Raw genomic sequence first — 24,823 nt, 5'->3', positions numbered from 1 at the left:
ATTTTGAGTCGTGAAAAAGATCATAAGATCTAGATGTTAAGGAAGTATTAGTCTATGAGTTTGTTGTTTAAAAATACAATGCGAAAATTTAAGGTTTATAGAATCCAGATATTTATTGTTATATCAATAATTATTCTGCTTCTTCTTCTTTTAATTCAAATTAGATGGATAAGCAGAGCCAGAAGCTTAAACGAAGAGCAATTCAATCATCGTGTTGGCTTGGCTTTGCATGAGTCTGTCGATGAGTTTACAAAAGATCAGGAGAGTTGTGAGAAGATGCGGGAGTGCATGTCTAAATCGAAATACAATGCTTCGGATAGTGAGCTTTTAAAGATGGAGGTGAGCCGCCTGGATTCAATTATTCATCAGCAATTTAAAAATTATCAGATTCAATCGCCATATACCATTGAAGTATTAAGTACTGCTGACGAGCAGCCTAAAAGTAAATGTTTTTACTATAGTTTGCGTAAAGCATTAAGTCACGATAAGGCAATATTAAATGTCTATTTCCAAAAAAGAGAGAAAAATTTAATGGATAGTATGGGGAGTATGTTTATTTGCTCATTAATTCTTATTTTAATTCTTTGTACATTTTTCGGGATAACCGTTTTTTCATTGATAAATGATAAAAAGATTTTGGGTAGAACTACTGATCTGATTAATAATATAGCACACGAGTTTAAGACACCGATGGCAACAATTTCGCTGGCCAGTGGAATGTTAAAACGAAATAAGGTTTATGCCGATCCCGATCAAGTAGTTCATTATTCAAGCATGATTTTTTCAGAGAATAATCGCTTGAAAAGTCAAGTAGATCAGTTGTTAAAACTGGCTTGTATGGAACGCGGAGAATTGCAGTTAAATTCAGATCAAATAAATTTGCACTCCTTGTTAAAAGAGTGTTCCGATTTTATTTCCGTGCAATTGGCAGAGCGGGAAGGAACCATAGCGTACAAGCTGAATGCGGAAAATGATATGGTTTGTGGTGATAAAGATTTGCTGCAGAATGTATTGTTAAATCTTTTGGATAATGCAGTGAAGTATTCCGAATCTAAACCAGAAATAGAAGTTGAGACTAAAAATACGAATGGACATCTTTATATTGCGGTAACTGATAAAGGAATTGGAATGACTAAAGAGGAACAGAAGCATGTATTCGATAGATATTACAGAGCTCCAACCGGCGACCTGCATGATGTGAAAGGTTTTGGCATTGGCTTGTCCTATTCAAAAATGATTATTGATTCTCATAAAGGTTCAATAAATGTTTTGAGCAAAAGAAACTCCGGCAGTACCTTTACTATTGTTTTGCCATCAATCTAAAATTATTTTATGACCAATTCTAAAAATATATTGCTAGTTGAGGATGATCCTAATTTAGGTCTTGTTTTAAATGAATTTCTAAAAATGGAGGGCTTTTCGGTATGTTTAGCCCGAGATGGGGAGAAAGGATTCGAGTCTTTCTCTAATTCTAAGTTTGACCTTTGTTTATTGGATTGCATGATGCCAAAAATGGATGGTTTTACTTTGGGGAAAAAGATTCGTGAAATTAATCAAGAGATTCCCATTATCTTTTTAACTGCAAAATCGCTAAAGGAGGATAAGTTAAAAGGTTTTGATTTGGGAGGAGATGATTATATCACGAAACCTTTTGATGAGGATGAGTTGGTCCGAAGAATTAATGCTGTGCTAAAGCGTGTAAATACAGCACCTGAAATAAAAGAACAAATATTTAATGTGGGTAAATTTTTATACGATCATGCAAATCTTACTTTGACTTTAAATGGAGAAATTTTTCGGATCACTCAAAAAGAGGGTGATGTATTGTATCTTTTGCTTCAGAATAAAAATAATGTATTGCGAAGAGAAGATATACTGGTAAATGTGTGGGGCGAAAATGATTATTTTATGGGACGCAGCCTGGATGTCTTTATCACTAAATTAAGGAAGCACTTAAAATTGGATTCTACCATAAAAATTGAAAATGTGCATGGAGTTGGTTTTATTTTATCAGAAAATAATTAAAATCCCAAACAACACATCAAAATCCATAAAAGTTGTAATTTTGAATCTGAAATTTAAAATCTGCAATTTGCCATGAGCATACCTCAAATAATTGACACTATTCTAGCGAAAATTCCTGCTGACGTAAAATTAGTAGCAGTATCTAAAACCAAACCCAAAGAGGATATAATTGAAGCCTACGAAGGAGGATACCGGATTTTTGGTGAAAATAAACCACAGGAGCTGGCACAAAAATATAACGACCTTCCCAAGGATATAGAATGGCATTTTATTGGTCATCTTCAAACCAATAAGGTGAAGTATATAGCGCCGTTCGTGCAGCTTATTCATGCTGTTGACAGTATTAAATTACTGAAAGAAATTAACAAGCAGGCAGAGAAGAATAACAGAGTTATCAGTTGCTTGCTGCAATTTCATATCGCTTCGGAGGAAACTAAATTTGGTCTTACTATCGATGAGGCAAAAGAATTGCTTACTTCGGAGGATTTTAAATCATTAAAAGCGATTCAAATTGCCGGCGTAATGGGAATGGCCACATACACCAATAATGAAGTCCGGATCAGAAATGAGTTTGGTAATCTTAAATCTATATTTGAAAGTTTAAAATCAGATTTTTTTATTGACAGTCCTGAATTTAAAGAAATTTCAATGGGAATGTCGGGTGATTATATGCTGGCAATAAGTGAGGGCAGTACAATAATTAGAGTAGGAAGCACAATATTCGGATCGAGATATTAAATTCTGGGTTTTTTATAGGCTAAGTCAGTACTAAGGATGTAAATATCTCTTTTGAATTTACTATATTTGTTCGTTATCGATTGAAAAATATTAAAAAATCAAATAGCATGATTAATCTTGAAACCACCTATATGGGATTGCAGTTAAAGAATCCTTTAATTGTCAGCAGTTCCGGGCTTACAAATTCTGTAAGAAAAATTAAAATTATTGAAGAAAAAGGGGCAGGAGCTGTTGTTTTAAAGTCTTTATTCGAAGAACAAATTCGCAACGAAGCTAAAAATTTGATTGGTAAAGATCCTTCAAATACAAGTTATCCTGAAGCTGAAGATTATATTCAGACCTACATCAAAGGAAATTCCGTTTCGAATTATTTGACACTTATTAAGGAAGCTAAGAAGGCTGTTTCTATTCCTGTAATTGCAAGTATTAATTGTGTTTCTTCATCGGATTGGACTTCTTTTGCTAAAGAAATTGAAAAAGCCGGAGCCGATGCTATTGAGTTAAATGTGTTTATCGTTCCAAACGACAGAAACATGAGTTCTGCGCAATACGAAAATTTATACTTCGACATATTTAATGCCGTTAAAAAGGAAGTAAATATTCCAATATCAATGAAAATTGGAATATACTTTACCAATTTATTTTCAGTTGCTAATCGTTTAAATGCTGACGGAGCAGATGCATTGGTGCTGTTTAATCGTTTTTATGAGCCGGATATCGATATTGAGAAAATGAAAATTACCAGTGCCGAAGTGTTGAGTTCAGCAAGTGATATTCGTAAATCTCTTCGTTGGGTTGGTATGTTGTCTGATAAAATTAAAGGAATTGATATTGCAGCTTCAACAGGTATTCATAATGGCGAGGCTGCAATCAAGCAATTGTTGGCAGGTGCTAAAACAGTACAGATTTGTTCTACTGTATATGAGCATGGTTTCGATCAAATTACCAATATATTGGGAGACTTAACCAGTTGGATGACCAAAAAAGGATTTAAAACTGTTGATGAATTTCGCGGCAGTCTTAATTATGGCAGTATTCAAGATCCTGGTTTGTATGAAAGAGCGCAGTTTATGAAATACTTTTCAAATAATGAAAAGGACGTTTTAATATAAAAAACAAAAGCCGCTTTTTAAGCGGCTTTCTCTTTTCTTATAGTTGATCTATTATATGAATGGCTTCGTGAAGAATTCCCTTTTTTTCGGGAGATGCTTCTGAAATGGCATCTTTAAGTTTCGCCATCTCCACAGGCTTACTTTCTTCTGATATTTTTTCGGTAAGATTTTCTATTACTGTAAATGCTTCAAAGGAAGTTTCAAAATCCGACACAATTAACAAATCAACAAAAGTTGATATGTATTTTGAAAAATCAATACTGGTTTCCCAGCAAATTGAAATTAAAATTTTTCTAATTGTCAGATACTTTTCATCACCGATTGCCTCTATAATAATTTTATCCGAATCCTGATTTTTTAGATCAGCAAGAAAATTATTGATTGCTGATTGTATTTCCTTACTGGAATTAGAAATCATCAGTTCTAACAGAGGTGTAATATCTTCTGGTTTTCCTTCTTCACGTAATTGATTGATTGAATCAAGTACCACTTTATTATCCAAAGAACTAAGTCCTAAGATTATGGAGTTGTGTAAATCCTTTTTACTAATATTGCTCATTAAATTGTTCTTTTTATTCGATGCAAAACTAGTAATTTTTATTTGTTTTTACCCCCTCTCAATATCTTCTGTTTACTAATTGCATTTTCATTAATTTATGGCTAATTGATTGGAACTTAATAATTGAAAGGATAGTCTTGAGTTGCTTTTTTTTTACAAAAACTCAAAAGTTGTATATCTGTATATGCTGATTTTAATTGCAAGAAGTTAAGTAATAATTTTATGTTTAATGATTAGGAATGGATAGTTTTGTGCGGAGAACATTCATTTTAACAGCAAAATGATCTTTTTCCATTTCATTTTGTATTGTGAAATATTCTTGAAAAAAAGATGTTATTTTCTTGAAAAATTGTAATTTAAGTTCGTTGAAAGATAGATGTTAATCTTCAGAATGAGTTCAATGAGAAAAATTATTTGGAGTTTAGGAATTATACTACTGTTCAATTCATGCAATTTGTTTTCATCAAAAAAAAATAAAGAGCAGGTTTCTGAGGAAGAATTGCTGGAGTATCAGTTGATGAAGGAAAATGCGGATAAGATGAAGAGAATTTTTTTTGTACTTCCCAGCCCAATTGAAATTTCATTATTAATTAAAAAATCAGGAGTTCATTTTAGGGAAGATTTGCTGAACAGCATGGAGAATTTACCGGGATATTCAACAAGCTCGTCAAGGGCGATAGCGCTGGGGGTTTATTGTGCAGATTTAAGCTATGCAAGCTTGAATGAACAATATCAGATCTCAATTGAGTATATGAATGTGTCCAGAAGTCTCGCAGAATCGTTAGGGATTCTTAGAACAGTTGGACAGGACAAGGTTCGTTTGCTTGAAAGCAATGTGACAAATAAGGAATTGATTGTTGATATTGTATCGGAGATTTATATGGAATCGAATCAACAATTACGAGAGCAGGACAGGTATTCACTGTCTGCTTTGATGCTAATTGGAGGATGGGTGGAGTGCATGTATATAGCAACTCAAAGTGTTAACCCCAATGAAAAATCACATGAGGAGTTAATCAAACAAATTTTAGATCAGAAATTGTCTCTTGAAAGTATAAAAACGGTGTTGCAGGACAATCAGGCTGATCCAATTATTAAACCCATTTACCAGAACGTATTACAGCTTGAGAAATTATTTGAAATGAGTATTAAAACTTCAGATATGAAAGAGGGGGCTGATTTTATTGATTCTGTTGATGAATTGGTATTTGTACAATTAGTTGCGAAAATAGGTGATATGAGGGATTATTTAGTTCATTAGTGTGAAAATAATTTAAGAATTACACATACAGCATTTTTAATATGAAGTATTATTTATTGTCAGCCTTACTTGCATTCTTTTTTTCTGTTAATCTTGTATTTTCTCAATGCCGGGATTTTGCAAAAGAACATTGTAAACCTAAACTTGAAAATTATATTCATGATGGTAATTACAACGGAGCAGTACTAAATCCAGACGAGGAAGTTGAATTGCATAAAGCCTTTTTTAGCGGACAAAAATATCGTGTAGTAGTTGGTTGTGAAGATAACATGCCAACAATACATTTTAAAATTACCGATTCAGATCTGAATGTGATTTTTGATAACGAGGATAGTAATTACACTGATTTCTTTGATTTTGAATTGGATGAGGCTAAAACACTAATCATATCTTTGGATTTTGTCAAAAATGAAGATATTGAATCCGAACAGAAAAGCGGTTGTGTCTCTATTTTGTTTGGTTTGAAATTATAAGTAAAAAAAGGTTCCTTTAAGAACCTTTTTTATCTATTTTTTCATTTAAATATCGTCCTGTATAGGAAGCTGAACAATGAACAGCATCTTCGGGAACTCCCTCAAAAACAATCTGCCCTCCATTAATTCCACCTTCAGGACCTAAATCAATTAACCAATCGGCACATTTAATTATTTCCATATTGTGTTCAATAATAATTAGCGTATGTCCTCTTGATATTAGGGCATTAAATGCATCCATTAATTTATTGATATCATGAAAATGCAAGCCAGTTGTTGGTTCATCAAAAACAAACAGGCAAGGTTCTGCTTTTTCTTTCGCCAAAAAGGAAGCTAGTTTTACTCTTTGGCTTTCACCACCACTTAAGGTGCTTGATGATTGACCTAATTTCACGTAACCTAATCCTACATCAACCAGTGGTTGTAATCGTTGAACAATTTTCTTTTCTGTTGTGCTTTTACCCTGAGAAAAGAATTCAACCGATTCGTTTACAGTCATTTCCAGTACGTCATGAATGTTTTTCTGATTGTATCTAATTTGCAGAATATCTTCTTTGAATCTTTTTCCCTTACAACTTTCGCATTGCAGGTAAATATCAGCCATAAACTGCATTTCAACCTTAATTATTCCTTCCCCCTGACATTCATCACATCTGCCTCCGTCAATATTAAAGGAAAAATGTGAAGGCTTAAAACCACTATATTTAGATGCTTTTTGATCGGCAAATAGTTTTCGGATTTCGTCATATGCTTTTAAGTAGGTAACAGGATTCGACCGGGATGATTTCCCAATTGGATTCTGATCGACAAATTCGATGTCTTTAATAAGATGAAGATCTCCTTTAAGAGCATCGAAATGACCACTTTTATCGGAGTACCCGCCGTAATGTTTCTTTAAGGCCGGATACAGGATCGTTTTCACAAGAGAAGATTTTCCGGATCCACTCACACCAGTGATAACTGACATGATATTTAATGGGAATTTAATGTTTAAGCCTTTTAGATTATTCTCCCTTGCACCAATTATTTCAATGAAATTGTTCCATTTTTTTCGTGTGGCGGGCACAGGGATCATCATTTTTCCGGAAATGTATTGAGAAGTTAAACTTTCCGATGACTTTTTTAACTGATCAATATTTCCTTGGAATACGACTTCTCCGCCAAGCCGGCCGGCGTATGGCCCGATATCGATAAGTTCATCAGCGGCCAAAATTATATCTTCATCGTGCTCAACAACAATAACCGTATTTCCCAAATCGCGCAATTCCCTCAAAACTTTTATGAGCAATTCGGTGTCCCGCGAATGAAGTCCGATACTTGGTTCATCCAGAATGTAAAGCGAACCAACAAGACTGCTTCCTAATGAGGTTGCTAAATTGATTCGCTGCGATTCTCCACCGGACAGACTGCTGGATAATCGATTAAGGGTTAGGTAACCCAATCCGACATCAGATAGGAAATTAATGCGGTTTCTAATATCTACAAGTAAGCGACTGGCAATTTTCTCATCGGTTTTATCCAAATTTAAATTCTGAAAAAAAACGTTGAGCTCATTCAATGGCATTAACACCAAGTCCTGAATGTTTTTATCATTTACTTTTACATAGCCGGCCTCTTTTTTCAACCGGGTTCCTCTACAGTCCGGACAAACTGTTTTTCCTCTGTATCGGGATAGCATAACCCGGTATTGAATCTTATATTGTTTTGCTTCCAGATATTTAAAAAAATCATTTAAACCTTTAAAGTGTTTATTTCCAGTCCATAGTAAAAGTTTTTCTTCTTCGCTCAATTCAAAATAGGAGCGATGTATAGGAAAATCAAACTTATCGGCAGAATAGATTAATTTATTTTTCCATTCCTGCATTTTCTCACCTTTCCAGCAAACAACAGCATCGTCGTAGATGCTTAGTGTTTTGTTTGGGATCACCAGATCTTCATCAATACCAATTACCTTTCCAAAGCCTTCGCAGGTTGGACATGCTCCAAGTGGATTGTTAAAGCTGAATGTGTGAACATTTGGATCTTCAAATACAATTCCATCGGCCTCGAAACGATTCGAGAAAGCTTGGTAATCTGCACTTCCATTAATAGAAAGCAGGCATTCACCTTTTCCTTCGTAAAATGCAGTTTGCAGGGAATCAGCTATTCTGTTTTGAGTATCTTCATCTGAAGAAACTCTTATTCGATCAATTACGATATGAATTGGCTCATCATCCTGAAGAAGACCCGGATTCTCAATTGCGTCAAAAATCTTATGGATTTCTCCTTTATTTTCTACTCTTGAAAATCCTTGTTGAGATAAAACTTCCAGTTGCTCTTTTTTACTTCGGTCGCCATTAAGCATTTCTGCTAAAATCATTACCGGAACACCTTCTTCCTGACTAAGGATATACTTCACAACGTCAGTAATGGAGTGCCTCTTAACCAGGGTATTTGAAATGGGCGAGTACGTTTTCCCTATTCTTGCAAAAAGAAGTTTAAGATAATCGTAAATCTCTGTTGATGTGCCAACTGTTGAGCGTGGATTCCGGGTATTTACCTTCTGTTCAATTGCGATGGCAGGAGGTATCCCTTTAATAAAATCAACCTCAGGTTTGTCAATTCGTCCTAAAAATTGTCTTGCATAGGAAGATAAACTTTCCACATACCTTCGTTGTCCTTCAGCGTAAAGGGTGTCAAATGCCAATGATGATTTCCCTGATCCTGAAAGTCCTGTGATTACAATAAACTTATTTCTGGGAATCTTAAGGTCGATGTTCTTTAGATTATGAACTTTTGCCCCTTTTATATAAATGTACTTTTCTGAATTCTTGTCCGCCATATTTATTATTCGACCCTGAATTAGGTTTCTTATAAGTTTACTAAAATCGAATCTACAAAGATATTTAACTTCTAAACATTTTCAAATCTCATTAAAAATTAGTTTATTGCATCTTGTTAGGGATATTTATTAACCATCAATAAAAAAGGAGACATTGCTTATAGAATAATTTCTACACTGTTTTATTAAATAGCTGTGAAATTGAGAAAAATTAATCCTACCGATTATGATCTCGTTAAGCAATTCATTGATGGTAATCATGATAGTATTGACGCTCTTGTAACCCGACATAGGGACAGAGTATATACGTATATCTATCTAATTGTAAAAAATCATCAGCTTTCCGAGGACTTATTTCAGGATACCTTTATTAAGGTAATCCGATCGCTCCGTATGGGGAAATATCAAGACAATGGGAAATTTTTGGCTTGGGTGCTGCGAATAGCTCATAATTTAATTATAGATCATTTTAGAAAAGAGAAACAGAATAACACGTTCTCGAAAGATGATTATGAATTGGATATTTTCAATTCTTCCAAATATTGTGAAGGAAACTATGAAGATGAACTTATTCAAAATCAGATTCATGATGATGTTCGTAAATTGGTTGATGAACTTCCTGAGGATCAGAGGGAAGTTGTTATTTTGCGGCATTATAAAGGTTTAAGTTTTAAAGAGATTGCCGAACATACTGATGTTAGTATCAATACTGCTCTGGGGCGTATGAGATATGCCTTAATCAATATGCGGAAAACAATTGAAGAAAAAAATATGAGTCTTACTCTTTAGCAGGAATATTTTATCTAAAAATAAATTGATTGGAAGATGTACATTTTCCAGTCTTTTTTGATTCCGGATACTAAAAGGAAATTTTAATCGTTAATAGGAAAATAGAAATAATTATTTGCCTATGAATGATGTTTATACTCTTTTAAATTTTGCCCGTAAAAATACAGGACAAGAAATGATTTCACTTATGGATCGGATTGCAAATTCTGATGTTTTCGAATCTGTTGAACTCGTTGAATATCTGGACAGATTCAAAGTGAAGTCTCAATCAAATCTTCTTCATCGTGTTTTAGGATTTCGTCAGTCCACAAAAAATGTGAATCTGAAATTGCCAGATATTGCAGAAATAGCATTAAACTAAGAAATAGCCGGAGTATTTGTACTCCGGTTTTTTTTGTTCTAAAATTTCCAATTTTAAAATAAAGATGTATATTTGATATCAAAATGATATCAAACTAAATTATTATGAGAGAAGAAAAAAGTTATTCTGGAAAGTCAGGATTTTTAATGGTTTTCATTGTTCTGGCTATGCTGGGAATTGGCATAGTAGGATTGGTAATGGTAAGGAATCCGTTTTTCGTTATTTTTATTCCTTTGGTAATAGCTTTTATTTCGGGGTTTACAATCGTTAATCCAAATGAAACCTCAGTTTTGGTGCTGTTTGGAGCATATAAAGGAACCATAATGACTAATGGATTCTTTTGGGTAAATCCATTTATGGTAAAAAAGAAAGTGAGTTTGAGAGCCCGGAATCTGGATAGTGATCCTATAAAGGTGAATGACAAAATTGGAAATCCGATTATGATTGGGGTTGTCTTGGTATGGAGGGTAAGAGATACCTACAAAGCTGCTTTTGATGTAGATAACTTCGAACATTTTGTGAATATTCAGTCTGAGGCTGCTATTCGACATATGGCTGGTTCGTATCCGTATGATAATTTTGAGGATGAACAGGCTGAGATTACCTTGCGTTCGGGAGGGAATAATGTAAGTGAATTATTGGAAAGAGAGTTGACTGAACGATTGGAAATTGCCGGAATTGAAGTGATGGAAGCAAGAATTAACTATCTTGCGTACGCCTCTGAAATTGCGGGTGCAATGTTGCGCCGTCAGCAGGCAACGGCGGTGGTTGCTGCGCGTTTTAAAATTGTTGAAGGTGCTGTTAGTATGGTTGATATGGCATTGGAGCAATTGGTACAAAAAAACATTGTTGATCTTGATGAGGATAAAAAAGCAACAATGGTTAGTAATTTGATGGTAGTGCTTTGTTCCGATAAAGATGTAACTCCTGTTGTAAATACCGGAACTTTGTATCAATAATTAATTAACTATGGCAAAAAAGAAATCATTTGTTCTGCGTCTTGATCCTGAGATGTACAAAAAGTTGGAAAGGTGGGCTGTTGATGAATTTCGTAGTACGAATGGACAAATTGAATGGATTTTGAATAAAGCCTTGAATGAAGCAGGACGAAAAAAAGATAATGGCTCCGAAGATGCCAACAAATTAGAAGAATAAAAAAAGAGGGTGTCCAAAAAGTAAAGTTTCACTCGAAAATGTCATGTTGAGCGAAGTCGAAACATCTGTTTTTCAAAGATAAAGATTCTTCGACAAGCTCAGAATGACAATGAGATTGAACTTTTTGGACATCCTCTTAAGTTATTAAGAGGATTTTTTTAGTGATTTTTGCATGATGGAATTGCCATCTTTATTGGATGCTTCAAATCCCATTTTCTCCATATATTTTAGATTTATTCCCGTGTCGAAATAAACGGAATTGATATCGTGTTTCTGTAAAATATCACTTAATTGATTGTACAAATAAGCACCAACTTTAAAGTCGCGGTACTGAGGTAATGCATAATCCATTTCAATTCTTAGTTCTGTTTGATCTTTAGATCCGATAAAAATTCCTGCAACTGCCATATCTCTTAGTACAAACATTCCCAATTGTCCTTTTTCCATCTTATAATCCGGAAAGAAACTCTTAATGTCCTTTTTATAAAAGTCAAGAAAATGCGTTAACAGCTCGTCATTTTCTTTTATCTCAATGATTTTAAAGTCTTCTTTTCGCTTATACATTTTCTGCAGATTGTATAGGTTTGCGCAAACAATAAGAAAATTCATGATTCCAACAGGTAAGGAGCCAATTAAAAATCCGTAAGCAGAAAAAAGAATAGCTCCAGTCAAATTGTACCATCTTAATTTTACAATCGAAGTCATTGTTAGAGAAATCAAAACCAATACCGAGGCAGCATAGCCAATCCATTCAAGTAATTGAATGCCTAAGATGTTATATTCCAGCATAATAAATTTAATAGTGAAAAAATAAATTCTGAAGAGGGTTCAAAAATGGTTTGGATATTCTGATAAAAGCAGAAACCTTTCGGTAACGAAAGGTTTCTCAAATATACTAAACATTTTTTTCTTACAATCCGGTCATTAAAAATAATGGCTGCATTTCGAAGCTGTTGTATTTTGGTCTTAACCGATCGGTATTATAATACCGGTCAACATCCACCAATTTTTTAGAGCTGGTAACAATATCTATCGGAGCATTATCATATCTTCCATTTCGGAGTGTTATTAATCTGCCATGAACTCCTTTAATGATTAAATCCAAAGCCAGATTACCAAATGCCATAGGAACTATGGAATCAATAGCATCCGGATCACCGCAACGAACCAGATAGCCTAACTTTTGATTGATAACATTAATCGGTTTTGAATTGTTGTATTTTGGAGATAATTGTTTCAGATGTTCAGATACGCGGTCACCAATGCCACCTAATTTTCTATGTCCGTAATCGTCTCTGACATCATCCTGGAAAATCATATCCCCGCCTGAGAAACTAGCTCCTTCAGAAATTAGCACAACGGAATAATGGCTTGGATTTGAGAATCGATCCTGTATCATTAACTCGGTTAAGCGTTCTATGTCAAAATTGTATTCTGGAATTACACATCTATTTGCGGCACCGGCCAGCGTTGGTAAAATTGCTGTAAATCCCGCATAACGACCGAAAACTTCCAATACCAGTAATCTTTCATGCGAACCAGCTGATGTTCTTAGGCTGTGTGTTAATGAAATGGTACGTGTGATACATGTACTAAATCCGATACAGTAGTCAGTTCCGGGAACATCGTTATCCATGGTTTTAGGTATGGCAATAACTTTAAATCCTTCTTTGTACAATCGCACACCATAGCTAAGAGTGTCGTCACCTCCAATTGGAATTAAATAGTCAATGTTCAGAAAAGCCAGATTGGCAAGAACCTCTTCCGTTAAATCATTAACCTCTTCATTGTATTTTTCTTTTAGATGAGTTGGAATTCTATCTCTTGATGTTTTTGAAGGATTTACTCTGGAAGTGTGAAGAAATGTACCGCCGGTTCTACCAACTTTGTTTACCAGTTCTTCACTTAATGAAATATAGTTCTCGCTGTTATCTGCTTTTTTATCACGGATAATATCAATTAAACCTCTCCAGCCTTTGCGAATGCCGATTACCTGATAACCTTCCCTTATTGCTCTAATTGTGACAGCACGAATAGCGGGATTTAACCCGGGAACATCACCACCACCAGTTAGAATTCCAATAATTCCTTTCGTTGATTTTGCCATAGTAAATATCTTAAGTAACTGAAAACAATGTAATATCAGTTTAAGATATCATTTTGTTAAGGGAAATTCAAGTCAAAATAAGATGAAGATTCGTTTATGGGAAGAGAATAAGGTAATTAAGAATAATTCTAATTACTAAACGAGTAAGAAATAATATTTGCACCCATCTTTAGTGCTTTTTGATGATTAATTTCTGTATCGTTGTGAACAGAAGTATCTTCCCAGCCATCGCCCAAATCTGTTTCGTAAGTGTAAAAACAAACCAATCTGCCTTTGTGAAAAATACCAAAGCCCTGAGGCGGTTTTCCATCGTGTTCATGTATTTTCGGTAGTCCGTTTGGGAATTCGTACACTTGATGATAAATTGGATGAGAAAAGGGTAACTCAATCAGTTCTTCGTTCGGAAACACTTTTTTTATCTCGCGTCTGAAATAGGCATTTAAGCCATAATTGTCATCAACATGAAGAAAGCCTCCACCTTCAAGGTACTTCCTTAAATTTGTAACTTCCTGATTGTTCAAAACAATATTTCCGTGCCCGGTTAGGTGAACAAAGGGATAGGAGAATAGTTCAGGACTTCCCACTTCAACAATATTGGCATCTTTATAGATGCTTGCAATATTGTTGCGATTGCAAAATTCGATGAGATTGGGAAGTGATCCTGGATTTGCATACCAGTCACCACCGCCATTGTATTTTAGTAAACCGATTCGAACCGTTGTGTTTTGTGAAAAGGAGCACAAACTAATGAGCAAAAAAAGCGCAGTATGAATTATTTTACTCATCAAATGATTATTGGTTTTCTAAACTAATGATATTACATGCAACAACTCCTGCTGTTTCTGTTCTCAAACGGCTTTCTCCCAGACTAATTTCTTTAAAGCCATTTTCTTTAGCCAGATTTACTTCTTCAATACTAAAATCTCCTTCAGGACCAATCAAGATTAGTGCATTTTGTTTTGCCCGGTAAAGGTTTTTTAGATGCGTTTTATCACCTTCGTTGCAATGAGCTATGTATTTTTCTCCATCGAATGGGGACGTTACCAAATCGGAAAATTTGGTTTGTTCATTTAAAATTGGATGGTAAGCTTTAAGCGATTGTTTAACTGCAGAGGTAATTACTTTAAACAAACGCTCATGTTTCACTACTTTCCTCTCGGAGTGCTGACATAGAAGAGGAGTGAATTCATGAATACCAATTTCGGTACATTTTTCCATGAACCATTCTGTTCTATCCATATTTTTTGTTGGTGCCAGAGCAATGTGTAATTGGTAATTCAGTTTCCCAAATTCCGTTTGAGTCTCGATACATTCAACAGTGCATCTTTTAGGATGAGCGTCAATTATTTTCGCTTTGTAAAGAGAGCCTTTGCCATCAATCAGATGAATAATATCTTCCTCTTTTAACCGAAGTACTCTAATGCAATGTTTTGATTCAATTTCATCCAATTGATAAAATTGATTCTGGATATCTGGTGTATAAAATAAGTTCATAAGCTTTCACAAGTAAAAAAAACATGATGTTGCAAAGTTAGCTTATGTATTTCTTTTCAGGGATTAATTTGAAATAAAAATTTACCAAACCATAGGCTGGTAAATTGCAGCCAGAATAAATGTTAGAACAGAAAAGATGAGGCCAAACATAAATATGGTATAAGAAATTCGTAAAAAACGATATTTTCTACCCAAAACTTTTCCAAGAAAATACTGATCTCTAATTAAACTGTCATACAATTCATCGTAGTCCGACATCATTCCTTTTAATGCGTCTGAATAATCGGCAAGAGCCATTTTATGAAAATTTCCGAAAAACATTAAATTTACTCTCTTCTTTTTGATGTCTTCCTGCGAGAATGTTCCTGACGTAACAATAGGCCGGGTTGCCAATACAGAATAAGTAATGGTGAACAAACATACTATCAAAAGAATAACACAAGGGATAATGAAATGAGGAACATCCATTATATTTTTGAAAATAAAGAAGATGGCCGAGATGATGATTGAATTGACAGAGATCATTAAGTTGGCTTTTTTATCGGCAATGGAACTTAAATTAATCTGATTCCTTGAAGTTACTTTAAACATGGTTTCAATGCCACGCTGCGGAGTTTTTAGCTTTGTGTTCTGTTGCTCCAGTTTACTTACCATTTCGGTAAGCTTCTTTATTTCTTTAGTCTGAAAACCAGCCACTTTATCAACTACTTTTTGATAATTCACCTCTTTCTTTTTAGCCAAAGTTTTTTTACCGTAATTGGTATGATAATGATGATCTTTTAAAAAACGCAAGGTTTCTTCCCAATACAATTTGGGGTGAATGTCATGATGAAGAATTCCACTTCTTTCTTCTCTCAGCTTTTCGGATATTTTTATGTAATCCTTTGTTGATAAGTGGTGCAGATCTGCATCGCACAGCACATTACATATTTTTTCATCACAAGGAAGATGCGGCATCTTTGTGTGTAAAATAGCTTCAGTTATTTGTTGTATTTTTTCCTCAGGGTAATTTTTTTCTTCGAGAAATTTTCTGGCATGCGCAGCACTTATTTCTTCATGTTTAGCAAAGTTTTCATAGTAACCGGTGTCATGAAACCAGGCTGCCAGAATAAGATTTTCCATTTCGTCGGGAGACAATCCTGTTTCCAAACCAATTTTTTTTGCTTGTTTAACCACATTTTGAGTGTGTTCCAAATTGTGATAGGTAAAGATTGGCTGGTGGGTACTTTCGATTAAATTAGTAACAAATGTTTCCGCTTCATGGATGATATTCATTTCTCTTCTTTTTTCTAATGTTGACTAAATAAAATTGTAATGAATAAATATAGTCATTATAGTGGAAAACGATTTGAAAATTCTATAATAATGCCTTGGGTCCCTCTTTTTTTGTTGGGAATTGAGCCTTATTTATGTAATTTTAAGTTCCTAATTAAATCCAAAAAAGATACACTCATATAATGAACAGATTTTTAATTTCCTATATTGTTCTTTTAAGTTTTCTAATTTTTTTTGAATCGTGTAAGCAGAAATCAGCTGATACTAAGTTGGTATATGTATTGGATTCTACCTATCAATTTCCTTACTCTATATTGGAGGCTGATGAAAAATATGATTTGAAAGATGAGTTAAGAGAGATTTCCGGATTATCTTATTATAATGATCATAGTTTGCTTTGTGTGAACGATGAGAAAGGAATTATTTACAAATTCAGTTTAAAGAAGAAAGAGATTACAAAAAAATATGTGTTTGATAAACCAGGAGATTATGAAGGTATTGAAGTTGTAGGTGATCAGGTTTTTGTACTGCGGTCTGATGGAAATATTTTTGCAGTTGATCATATGAAGAATGAGGATATTTTATCTGTGAAAACCAAAACACAATTGAATGCAGGAAACAATACGGAAGGTTTAGGTTATGATTTCCAAAGCAATAGTCTTCTTGTTGCATGCAAAGGAAATCCGGGCATTAATAATGATTTTAAAGGGAAAAGAGCAATTTATAAGTATTCTCTCACAACGAATAAATTGTCTGATTCTCCTGCTTTTTTAATTGATCAGGAACAAATAAGGAGAATTCTTGATTTTGACGGATATACAAGTTTTTCTGTGACCTTGGTGGAAAGTATTAATCCATCACAAGGAGATTTTACATTTCAACCATCGGCGGTGGCAACGCATCCTATTACCAATAACTTATATGTATTAGGATCCGTTGGTAAATTATTACTGGTGCTTAATCCGGAAGGCGATGTTTTGGCTATTGTGAAATTGAAACGAAAGATGTTCAGACAGCCGGAGGGAATCTGTTTTTCTCCTGACGGGACTATGTATATTTCTAATGAAGGAAAAGGAAGAACTGCTAATATTTACAGGTTCAGCTACCACAAATAAACTGCAGTTGACGAATGTGATTGTATCTTAATTTTGATAATACGATGAAGAGGATTTTACTTTATATCGGTGTTTTTATTTCAATAAATACTGTATTTGCACAAAACACCAAGTTGCCGGAAGCTCCTGCATCAATATTGCTCGATCATTCCATTTTTTTTATTGGTGATGTTGGTGAATCGGCTATTGTTGATTCAAATATCGACATGCTAAAAGGTCAAATGAATGAAGTTGGGAAGAAAGGGACACTCGTATTTTTAGGCAACACTTTCCCGAAAGGATATTTAGAGGATGAAATGGAGGACATAGACGCAGAGAATCCTGATTTAATGAAACTTTTGCATTCGATAAAGGATTTTAAGGGTGAACTTATTTTTATTCCGGGCGAAAAAGAATGGAATGAGGGACGACGTCATGGATGGGAAGCTTTACTGAATACTGAGACATTTATAGAGGATTATTTGGATCGGGGAGATGTTTTTCTTCCTTCGGGAGGTTGTCCCGGCCCAGTTGAGATAGATTTAACGGATGAAGTGGTTTTACTGATTGTAGATTCACAATGGTGGCTTCATTTGGGAGATAAACCGGAAACGGAATGTGATCTGGAAAGCAATGATGATTTTTTAATTCTATTAAATGATGCTATAAAGAGGAATAAGAATAAGAAAATTGTTTTTGCCACACATCATCCTATTTACAGTGCAGGAAAGCATGGCGGAAATTTTGCTTTTCCGGGTCCTGTAGAGTTGTATCGGAAACTTTTTGGCACATCGCAGGATTTCGCTTATCCTTTTTACAAGCAAATGAGGTATATGTCCCGAAAAGTAGGAGTGGGATACGATAACATTATTGTTGTTGCGGCTCACGATAATAGCTTGCAGTTTACTAAAAAGGACAATTCATTTTTTGTTGTTTCAGGATCGGGGAGCAAGAGCGACTATGTGTCAAAAAATAAAATGGATGTTGCTATGCGTGAGGTTGGTTTCTCGAGAATCAACTTTTACTCGAATGATGAGGTTTGGCTGGAATTTTGGTCGGTGGGAGCTGAAGGAGTGGAAGAGCCTCATTTGGCATTTCGGGAAAAACTTTATACTAAGCAAGTTCCTTCTAAGGAAGATTTAATTAGCAAATACAAAGAGATCAATTATTCGGATAGTACTATTTCAGTTGCAGCAAGCACATTTTATGAAACAGATGGAAAATTAAAAACGAAAATTTTAGGGAAGAACTACCGAAAAGATTGGGCTACTCCTATCACAGTCCCGGTTTTTGATATTGCAACAGAAAAAGGCGGATTAAAAATTCTGAAAAGAGGAGGAGGACAGCAAACCAGATCATTGCGGCTAGAGGCCAAAGATGGAAAGCAATATGTGTTGCGGTCGGTAGAAAAGTATACCGAAAAAGCAATTCCTCCAGGGTTGGAAGGAAGCTTTGCGGCCAAAATTGTACAGGATGGAATTTCAGAATCCTACCCGTATGCGGCTTTAGCCGTTCCCAAAATGGCAAAAGCAGTGGGTGTCTATCATACCAATCCAAAAATTGTTTACGTTCCCAATGATCCTCGCTTTGGAATTTATCAGGATGGTTTTAAGAATGAATTGTTTCTTTTCGAAGAGCGCCCCAACGGCGATGTATCTGATATGGATAATTTTGGGAACTCCCATGATATTTTAGGAACAGATAAGTTGCTTAAAAAGAGATTCAAAAATTCAGACCTTCAGATTGATGAAACTGCTGTGCTGCGTGCCCGTTTATTCGATATTTTCTTAAATGACTGGGATCGGCACGATGATCAGTGGAGGTGGGCAACCTTCAAAAAAGATGGCAAAACTATTGCGAGGCCGATTCCAAGAGACCGCGATCAGGCTTTTTTCTTTAGCGATGGAGCAATTCCCTGGTTGATTCGAAGAAAATGGGCTATGCCTAAATTTCAATCATTCGATTCAATTGTCGAAAATGTAGTAGGACTTGGTTTTAATGCCCGTTATTTTGATCGAAACTTTTTACAATCCAAGGACAGAAATGATTGGATTGAAATGGCAAAGGAACTTCAAAGCAAGTTAAGCGATAGTATTATTCAAGAATCAGTGAAAGCTTTGCCAAGGGAAGTCTATGCAATTTCGGGTGACGAAATTACACAAAAGCTAAAGGCTCGAAGAGATCAGCTACCAACATTGGCAGAGGAGTTTTATGAATTTTTAGCAAAAGAAGTTGATGTTGTAGGTACGAATGATAATGAGAGTTTCGAGATCAACTGGATTGAAAATGGAAAATTAATTGTTGAAAGCCATCGGTTAAGCAGTAAAGGGAATAAAAAAGAACTATTGTATCGCAGAACTTTTAGTAAGGATGAAACCAATGAGGTGAGAATTTTTGGACTGGATGGAAAAGATAAGTTTGAGGTAAATGGAAATAACAAAAATGGAATAAAGCTTCGGATTATTGGAGGAAAAGGAAAAGATAAGTTTAAACTGGCAGATACAGGGAAACAAAATCTGCTTATTTACGATAAATCAAAAACCAGAATTAAGGGCGATGGAGCTTACAAAAAGAGATTTGGGAAAAGTTCTGAAGTAAATTCATACGATAGAAAAGCATTTAAGTATAATGTTGTAAGCCCTGGTGCGAACCTTAATTTTGTTAGTGATGATGGTTTGGTTTTAGGTGCAGGTGTAAATGTTAAAACCCAAGGATTTAGGAAAGAACCATACGGATCATCTCATAAATTCATTGTTAATTATGCATTTGCATATCCATCGGTAGAGTTAAAATATTCCGGTGAGTTCAAGCAGGTGTTTCGAAAAACTGATTTTCTAACAGATATTCATTACAATACACCTAATTTTCAGGGCTACTTTTACGGATTGGGAAATGAAACAGAAAATTCTAAAATCGATGATGATGCTTACAACAGGATTCGAATGGCTCAGTTTTTTATTCATCCGCAATTAAGACAACAAGTTGGGGAGAAACATTTTATTTCAATTGGTTCATTTTATCAGCAGCTGGAGTTGAAAGCTACACCGGATCGTTTTGTAACCGATTTTACCAATCCTGACAATGATTTGAATCCTTTAACCGATTTTAATACCAGAAGATATTTAGGACTTAGTATTAATTATTTGTGGGATTCACGGGATAATAAGGTACTTCCTTCAAGAGGAATTTATTGGTCATCCAGTTGGAAATACTATAAGGGATTGGAGAGGAATGATAATAATTTTCATAAAATGGAGACTGATATGCGAATGTATGTTAGTTTTGGCAGACCTCAAAGAACAATATTGGCATTGCGTGCCGGTGCCAGTCATAACAGCAGTGGATATTCATTTTTTCAGGCGAATAAATTAGGTTTAAAATCAAATCTAAGAGGATATCGTCAGGATCGATTCGCAGGAGATGATATTGTATTTCAAAATACTGATTTGAGACTTAGGATTGCTCGTTTTAAATCTTATTTTTTGGGAGGTGAAGTGGGTATTTTGGGTTTTAATGATTTTGGCAAGGTCTGGGTTGATAATGAGAGTTCTAACAAATGGCACCATGGATATGGAGGAGGAATTTGGCTCGCACCTTATAAATTAATGGTAATTACTGCTAATTTTAGCCATTCAATTGAAGATGATATTCTTTCTATCGAATTTAAATACTTGTTTTAGTGATTTAATATGATAATTGGATAAAACAATACATATTTACATTGAAAATAATAAATCAGAATAATGGAGGAAGAAAAGCCTGAGTTTAGTAATGGGAGAGTACTGTTGGTAGAGGACGATTTTGTGAATGGTAAAATCATATCCCGTCTGTTGGAAATGGATAATATTCCTACCCATTGGGTGAAAAATGGACGGGAAGCTCTCGATTTTTGTCAGGAAAATAAAGAATGTGTTTTGATGGTGTTTATGGATTTGCAAATGCCAATAATAGATGGTTATCAGGCAACCGTTGCATTGCGTAAGAATGGGTTCAACAGGCCGATTATTGCTATGACAGCAAATGCTTTTTCGGATGACCATGTGAAATCTGCTGAAGCAGGTATGGACGATTTTATTATGAAACCAGTTTCAAAAATGGAGTTGTTCATGATGGTTGAAAAGTGGATGAAGCGGGAAAGAAAGAAATAAAAATTATATTACAGAATAAATTGTTTGGTTCCTTAGAACCAGGAATCTGATTTTTTGTGAAATATTTAAGAATATATTGCCTTAAAACAAGAGGAGTAAAGCATGATAGTTTGTATAGCTGAGAAACCAAGTGTAGCACGTGAAATTGCCCTAATATTGGGTGCCAAAAGTAAAAAAGATGGATATTACGAAGGAAACGGATATCAAATATCATGGACTTTTGGTCATCTGTGCGGCTTGAAAGAACCTCATGAATACAATCTTAATTGGAAATACTGGCATTTAAATGATTTGCCAATTATTCCTCCGCGTTTTGGAATTCGGGTAATTCCCGATAAAGGCGTTCAGAAACAATTCGATACTCTTAAAAAGCTAATTGCCAATGCCAGCGAAGTGATAAACTGTGGTGATGCCGGAATAGAAGGGGAAGTAATTCAACGATGGGTTTTGCACAAAGCTAAGTGTAAGGTTCCCGTTAAACGACTTTGGATTTCATCTCTAACCGAAGAGGCTATTCGTGACGGCTTTAATAATTTACGTGATAGTAAGGAGTTTGATAAATTATATGCTGCAGGATCATCAAGATCAATTGGCGACTGGCTGTTGGGAATTAATGCAACACGACTTTACACACTAAAATACGCAAACGGTAAGTCGGTACTTTCCATTGGCCGTGTGCAAACGCCTACTTTGGCTTTAATTGTAAATCGTCAAAAAGAGATTGATAATTTTATTCCTCAAACTTATTGGGAGCTAAAAACCACTTATCGTGATGTGAGTTTTGCTGCAACTCATGGGCGGTTTGAACAAAAAGAGCAAGGAATTGAGTTCCTTGATAAAATTAATTCGGAGCCATTCGAAATTGTTTCTGTTGAGAAAAAGAGTGGAACAGAACTACCTCCCAGATTATATGATTTAACCTCGTTGCAGGTAGATTGTAACCGGAAACTGGGTTTTTCGGCAGAAGATACACTGCGAATGATTCAAAGTTTGTACGAGAAGAAATTAACCACTTACCCAAGAGTTGATACGACTTATCTTACGGATGATTTGTATAAAAAAATACCGGGAATTCTTCAAAAGCTAACAGCATTCAGCGAGTTTACAGAGCCGCTTTTAAAAGCAAAAATTAAAAAATCGAAAAAGGTTTTTGATGATAAGAAGGTGACCGATCACCACGCCATTATTCCTACAGGTGTTGTGCCGGGGACTTTGTCGTATGATGAGAAGCAGGTTTACGATATTGTTACACGACGGTTTATTTCGGTATTTTATCCGGATTGTAAAGTGAGTAACACCACCGTTTTAGGAAAGGTGACTACTATAGATTTTAAGGCAACAGGAAAACAGATTTTGGAACCAGGATGGCGTGTTTTATATGCTAAAGACGGTAATATTGGCGATGGAGTTATTCTTCCTGATTTTGTGAAAGGGGAGAGTGGAGAACATACGCCCGATTTGGCTGAGAAACAGACGCAGGCTCCTAAATATTATTCAGAAGCAACTTTGCTTCGTGCCATGGAAACCGCCGGCAAACAGGTCGATGATGATGAGTTAAGGGATTTAATGAAAGAGAACGGAATTGGCCGTCCTTCCACCCGGGCGAATATTATTGAGACTCTGTTTAAAAGAAAATACATCAGAAGAGATAAAAAGCGACTTGAGGCTACGGTTACAGGTGTTCAGCTAATTGATACGATTCAGAATGAGCTGCTAAAATCGGCAGAACTAACCGGACAATGGGAAAAGAAACTTCGGGAAATTGAGCTGGGCAACTACGAAGTAAATCAGTTTATGGCCGAATTGAAAAATATGGTTGTAGGAATTGTTTGGGACGTAAAATCGCGGAAAAATATCAGTCAAATAGAAGTGATTGATGAGGAGAAGGAAAAAGAAAAGGAAAAGCAAAAAGCGAAGGTAAAACCAGCAATCAAGAAAGAATTAACTTGTCCTAAATGCGGAGAAGGGAAGATTTTAAAAGGCAATAATGCCTGGGGATGCTCCAATTGGGGAAATGGATGTAAAATTCTTATTCCTTTTGAATTTGAAGGAAAGAAATTAACCGATAAACAGGTTGAGGCATTGGTGCTGAAAAAAATAACGCCCAAAATTAAAGGATTCGAAATTGATGGGAAAAAGCAAAATGGACAATTAGGCTTAACACCCGATTTCGGTATCGAGTTTATAGCCGGGGAAGCAGAATCATGGACTTGTCCGGTTTGCAAAACAGGCACACTCTTAAAGGGGAATGCTGCTTATGGTTGCTCCAATTACCGAAATGGCTGCAAGTTTATTGTTCCTTTTGTTTTTATGGAGAAAAAATTGAGCGAAGCTCAAATAAAATCGTTGGCAACTAAAGGAAAAACACCTCTGATTAAAGGTTTTAAAGATCCACAATCGCAGGAAACTGTTGATGGCAAATTAATCTTGGATAATCAGGGACAGATTATTTTTGGGAAGCAGTAATTAACACGTATTTTTATTTTAGCTGAAAATTCTAAAGGTGCAATTTAAGAGTATTTATGGTATTGTAAACATTCCATCAAAATAGAATTTTTCATTCTTCTTGGCAAAAGAGAATACAAGTCCGTAAGCTCCTTCAGGTGCTGATTTCCATTTAATATTATAGCTGACTCGAATACTACTATCATTCATAAATGTTGAAAATTCCTTGTTCGTTAGGTTGTCCAGATGCATTAATTTATCAAGATAATTTTGAAAAATAATTTTTGATTGATAGAATTCTTTTTCATCATTATTCTCAGAAATACAATCGACACACTGAATTGTATCAAATGAATTATTCACTAAAAATTCTAAATTGCCTTCTTCAATAGCAGTGGCAAATTTCATCCATAAACTATCCGCAAAAGAAATATTAGATGAATCCTTGATTTGTATCCGTCTCCACAATAGCGCATATGGATTTTCGATAAGATTTTAGATTTTTACATTCTTAAAATTCACATAAAAAGGATGTACTATGATTTTCAATTTCACGGCAACGACACGTTTTTATTTTTTTCGCGAACCAGTTGATATGCGTAAGGGAATCCATTCGCTTTATCATCTGGTAAAGACTTTAGGTAAAAAGGATGCACTAAATGGCGATGGTTATGTTTTTGTTGGTAGCACGCGTAAATCAATTAAGGTTTTACGATGGCAAAAAGAAGGATTTGTTCTTTACAACAAGAAGCTTGAATTGGGCTGCTATACTCTGCCACAACAAGTTGGCGATGCACCTTTCTTTGAGGTAGAAAGTACTATTCTTGATCAAATCGTCAACTCAATAAAACACAAAAGCAATTCGAACGAACTTCGCTTAAAAGCCATGATAACGGCTTGATACAGAGCGTAAAAGGTGCAAAAATAGTGTGTGTTTTGCATGGTGAAACCCTACTATTTTTGTAT

General features: G+C 35.1%; 23 protein-coding genes. 15 read left to right on the top strand and 8 right to left on the bottom strand.

Features of this window, described 5'->3' with window-relative positions; all coding sequences use genetic code 11:
• Positions 1-78 precede the first annotated feature (78 nt).
• The 4 genes from ACHZAX_RS12515 to ACHZAX_RS12500 all read left to right on the top strand — a co-directional run bounded on the left by ACHZAX_RS12515 (position 79) and on the right by ACHZAX_RS12500 (position 3,875).
• Positions 79-1,323 carry a sensor histidine kinase gene (locus tag ACHZAX_RS12515; protein WP_320019350.1) on the top strand — a complete coding sequence of 415 codons (1,245 nt, stop codon included), beginning with the start codon at positions 79-81 and terminating at the stop codon, positions 1,321-1,323.
• 9 nt (positions 1,324-1,332) lie between these two features.
• The gene (locus tag ACHZAX_RS12510) at positions 1,333-2,025 is read left to right on the top strand and encodes a response regulator transcription factor (protein WP_320019349.1); all 693 of its coding nucleotides are present in this window, start codon (positions 1,333-1,335) and stop codon (positions 2,023-2,025) included.
• 72 nt (positions 2,026-2,097) lie between these two features.
• Positions 2,098-2,763, top strand: coding sequence for a YggS family pyridoxal phosphate-dependent enzyme (locus ACHZAX_RS12505; RefSeq protein WP_320019348.1), 666 nt, complete (start codon positions 2,098-2,100; stop codon positions 2,761-2,763).
• Between the two features lie 107 nt (positions 2,764-2,870).
• A complete protein-coding gene (locus ACHZAX_RS12500) occupies positions 2,871-3,875 on the top strand; it encodes a dihydroorotate dehydrogenase-like protein (RefSeq protein ID WP_101308330.1) in 1,005 nt (334 codons plus the stop codon).
• A 37-nt stretch (positions 3,876-3,912) separates the two neighbouring features.
• On the opposite strand, the gene ACHZAX_RS12495 is transcribed toward ACHZAX_RS12500, so the two are convergent.
• On the bottom strand, positions 3,913-4,434 hold the full coding sequence (locus ACHZAX_RS12495; protein ID WP_320019347.1) for a hypothetical protein: 522 nt from the start codon (positions 4,432-4,434) through the stop codon (positions 3,913-3,915).
• A 400-nt stretch (positions 4,435-4,834) separates the two neighbouring features.
• Between ACHZAX_RS12495 and ACHZAX_RS12490 the strand changes: the two genes are divergently transcribed.
• The gene (locus tag ACHZAX_RS12490; protein ID WP_320019346.1) at positions 4,835-5,695 is read left to right on the top strand and encodes a hypothetical protein; all 861 of its coding nucleotides are present in this window, start codon (positions 4,835-4,837) and stop codon (positions 5,693-5,695) included.
• A 41-nt stretch (positions 5,696-5,736) separates the two neighbouring features.
• Positions 5,737-6,168 (top strand): hypothetical protein, encoded by a 432-nt coding sequence (locus ACHZAX_RS12485; RefSeq protein ID WP_320019345.1) that lies wholly within the window; start codon positions 5,737-5,739, stop codon positions 6,166-6,168.
• 16 nt (positions 6,169-6,184) lie between these two features.
• Here ACHZAX_RS12485 and uvrA read toward each other — a convergent pair whose 3' ends face one another.
• Positions 6,185-8,989 (bottom strand): excinuclease ABC subunit UvrA, encoded by a 2,805-nt coding sequence (gene uvrA / locus ACHZAX_RS12480; RefSeq protein WP_320019344.1) that lies wholly within the window; start codon positions 8,987-8,989, stop codon positions 6,185-6,187.
• Positions 8,990-9,190: 201 nt separating this feature from the next.
• Here uvrA and ACHZAX_RS12475 point away from each other — a divergent pair, with 201 nt between their 5' ends.
• From ACHZAX_RS12475 to ACHZAX_RS12460, 4 genes are all read left to right on the top strand, one after another.
• A complete protein-coding gene (locus tag ACHZAX_RS12475; RefSeq protein ID WP_394698268.1) occupies positions 9,191-9,778 on the top strand; it encodes an RNA polymerase sigma factor in 588 nt (195 codons plus the stop codon).
• A 121-nt stretch (positions 9,779-9,899) separates the two neighbouring features.
• Complete coding sequence (locus ACHZAX_RS12470; RefSeq protein WP_101308324.1) at positions 9,900-10,139, top strand: hypothetical protein; 240 nt, start codon at positions 9,900-9,902, stop codon at positions 10,137-10,139.
• Between the two features lie 104 nt (positions 10,140-10,243).
• A complete protein-coding gene (locus tag ACHZAX_RS12465; RefSeq protein WP_320019342.1) occupies positions 10,244-11,098 on the top strand; it encodes an SPFH domain-containing protein in 855 nt (284 codons plus the stop codon).
• A gap of 10 nt (positions 11,099-11,108) precedes the next feature.
• A complete protein-coding gene (locus ACHZAX_RS12460) occupies positions 11,109-11,294 on the top strand; it encodes a type II toxin-antitoxin system antitoxin (RefSeq protein WP_101308322.1) in 186 nt (61 codons plus the stop codon).
• A gap of 144 nt (positions 11,295-11,438) precedes the next feature.
• Here ACHZAX_RS12460 and ACHZAX_RS12455 read toward each other — a convergent pair whose 3' ends face one another.
• The 5 genes from ACHZAX_RS12455 to ACHZAX_RS12435 form a co-directional block, all read right to left on the bottom strand.
• Positions 11,439-12,083 carry a YgjV family protein gene (locus ACHZAX_RS12455; RefSeq protein ID WP_101308321.1) on the bottom strand — a complete coding sequence of 215 codons (645 nt, stop codon included), beginning with the start codon at positions 12,081-12,083 and terminating at the stop codon, positions 11,439-11,441.
• Between the two features lie 121 nt (positions 12,084-12,204).
• Complete coding sequence (locus ACHZAX_RS12450; RefSeq protein WP_101308320.1) at positions 12,205-13,401, bottom strand: 6-phosphofructokinase; 1,197 nt, start codon at positions 13,399-13,401, stop codon at positions 12,205-12,207.
• A gap of 128 nt (positions 13,402-13,529) precedes the next feature.
• Entirely contained in the window at positions 13,530-14,186 is a 657-nt protein-coding gene (locus tag ACHZAX_RS12445; protein ID WP_320019341.1) for a DUF4159 domain-containing protein, read from the bottom strand.
• Positions 14,187-14,193: 7 nt separating this feature from the next.
• The gene (locus ACHZAX_RS12440; RefSeq protein ID WP_320019340.1) at positions 14,194-14,895 is read right to left on the bottom strand and encodes a 16S rRNA (uracil(1498)-N(3))-methyltransferase; all 702 of its coding nucleotides are present in this window, start codon (positions 14,893-14,895) and stop codon (positions 14,194-14,196) included.
• Positions 14,896-14,976: 81 nt separating this feature from the next.
• Positions 14,977-16,170 (bottom strand): Pycsar system effector family protein, encoded by a 1,194-nt coding sequence (locus ACHZAX_RS12435; RefSeq protein ID WP_101308317.1) that lies wholly within the window; start codon positions 16,168-16,170, stop codon positions 14,977-14,979.
• A gap of 182 nt (positions 16,171-16,352) precedes the next feature.
• Here ACHZAX_RS12435 and ACHZAX_RS12430 point away from each other — a divergent pair, with 182 nt between their 5' ends.
• From ACHZAX_RS12430 to ACHZAX_RS12415, 4 genes are all read left to right on the top strand, one after another.
• Positions 16,353-17,285, top strand: a complete 933-nt coding sequence (locus tag ACHZAX_RS12430; RefSeq protein WP_320019339.1) for an SdiA-regulated domain-containing protein — start codon at positions 16,353-16,355, stop codon at positions 17,283-17,285.
• A 44-nt stretch (positions 17,286-17,329) separates the two neighbouring features.
• Entirely contained in the window at positions 17,330-20,944 is a 3,615-nt protein-coding gene (locus tag ACHZAX_RS12425; protein ID WP_320019338.1) for a BamA/TamA family outer membrane protein, read from the top strand.
• Positions 20,945-21,007: 63 nt separating this feature from the next.
• On the top strand, positions 21,008-21,412 hold the full coding sequence (locus ACHZAX_RS12420) for a response regulator (protein ID WP_101308314.1): 405 nt from the start codon (positions 21,008-21,010) through the stop codon (positions 21,410-21,412).
• 102 nt (positions 21,413-21,514) lie between these two features.
• On the top strand, positions 21,515-23,878 hold the full coding sequence (locus tag ACHZAX_RS12415; RefSeq protein ID WP_320019337.1) for a type IA DNA topoisomerase: 2,364 nt from the start codon (positions 21,515-21,517) through the stop codon (positions 23,876-23,878).
• Positions 23,879-23,932: 54 nt separating this feature from the next.
• On the opposite strand, the gene ACHZAX_RS12410 is transcribed toward ACHZAX_RS12415, so the two are convergent.
• Positions 23,933-24,325, bottom strand: a complete 393-nt coding sequence (locus tag ACHZAX_RS12410) for a hypothetical protein (RefSeq protein WP_394698267.1) — start codon at positions 24,323-24,325, stop codon at positions 23,933-23,935.
• Positions 24,326-24,395: 70 nt separating this feature from the next.
• Between ACHZAX_RS12410 and tnpB the strand changes: the two genes are divergently transcribed.
• The gene (gene tnpB / locus ACHZAX_RS12405; RefSeq protein WP_320019332.1) at positions 24,396-24,758 is read left to right on the top strand and encodes an IS66 family insertion sequence element accessory protein TnpB; all 363 of its coding nucleotides are present in this window, start codon (positions 24,396-24,398) and stop codon (positions 24,756-24,758) included.
• Positions 24,759-24,823: the final 65 nt, after the last annotated feature.

This window comes from Labilibaculum manganireducens (assembly GCF_963665805.2).
GTDB lineage: Bacteria > Bacteroidota > Bacteroidia > Bacteroidales > Marinifilaceae > Labilibaculum > Labilibaculum manganireducens.
Note: the sequence above shows the minus strand (reverse complement) of the source record. Positions and strands in the feature narration are given on the sequence as shown.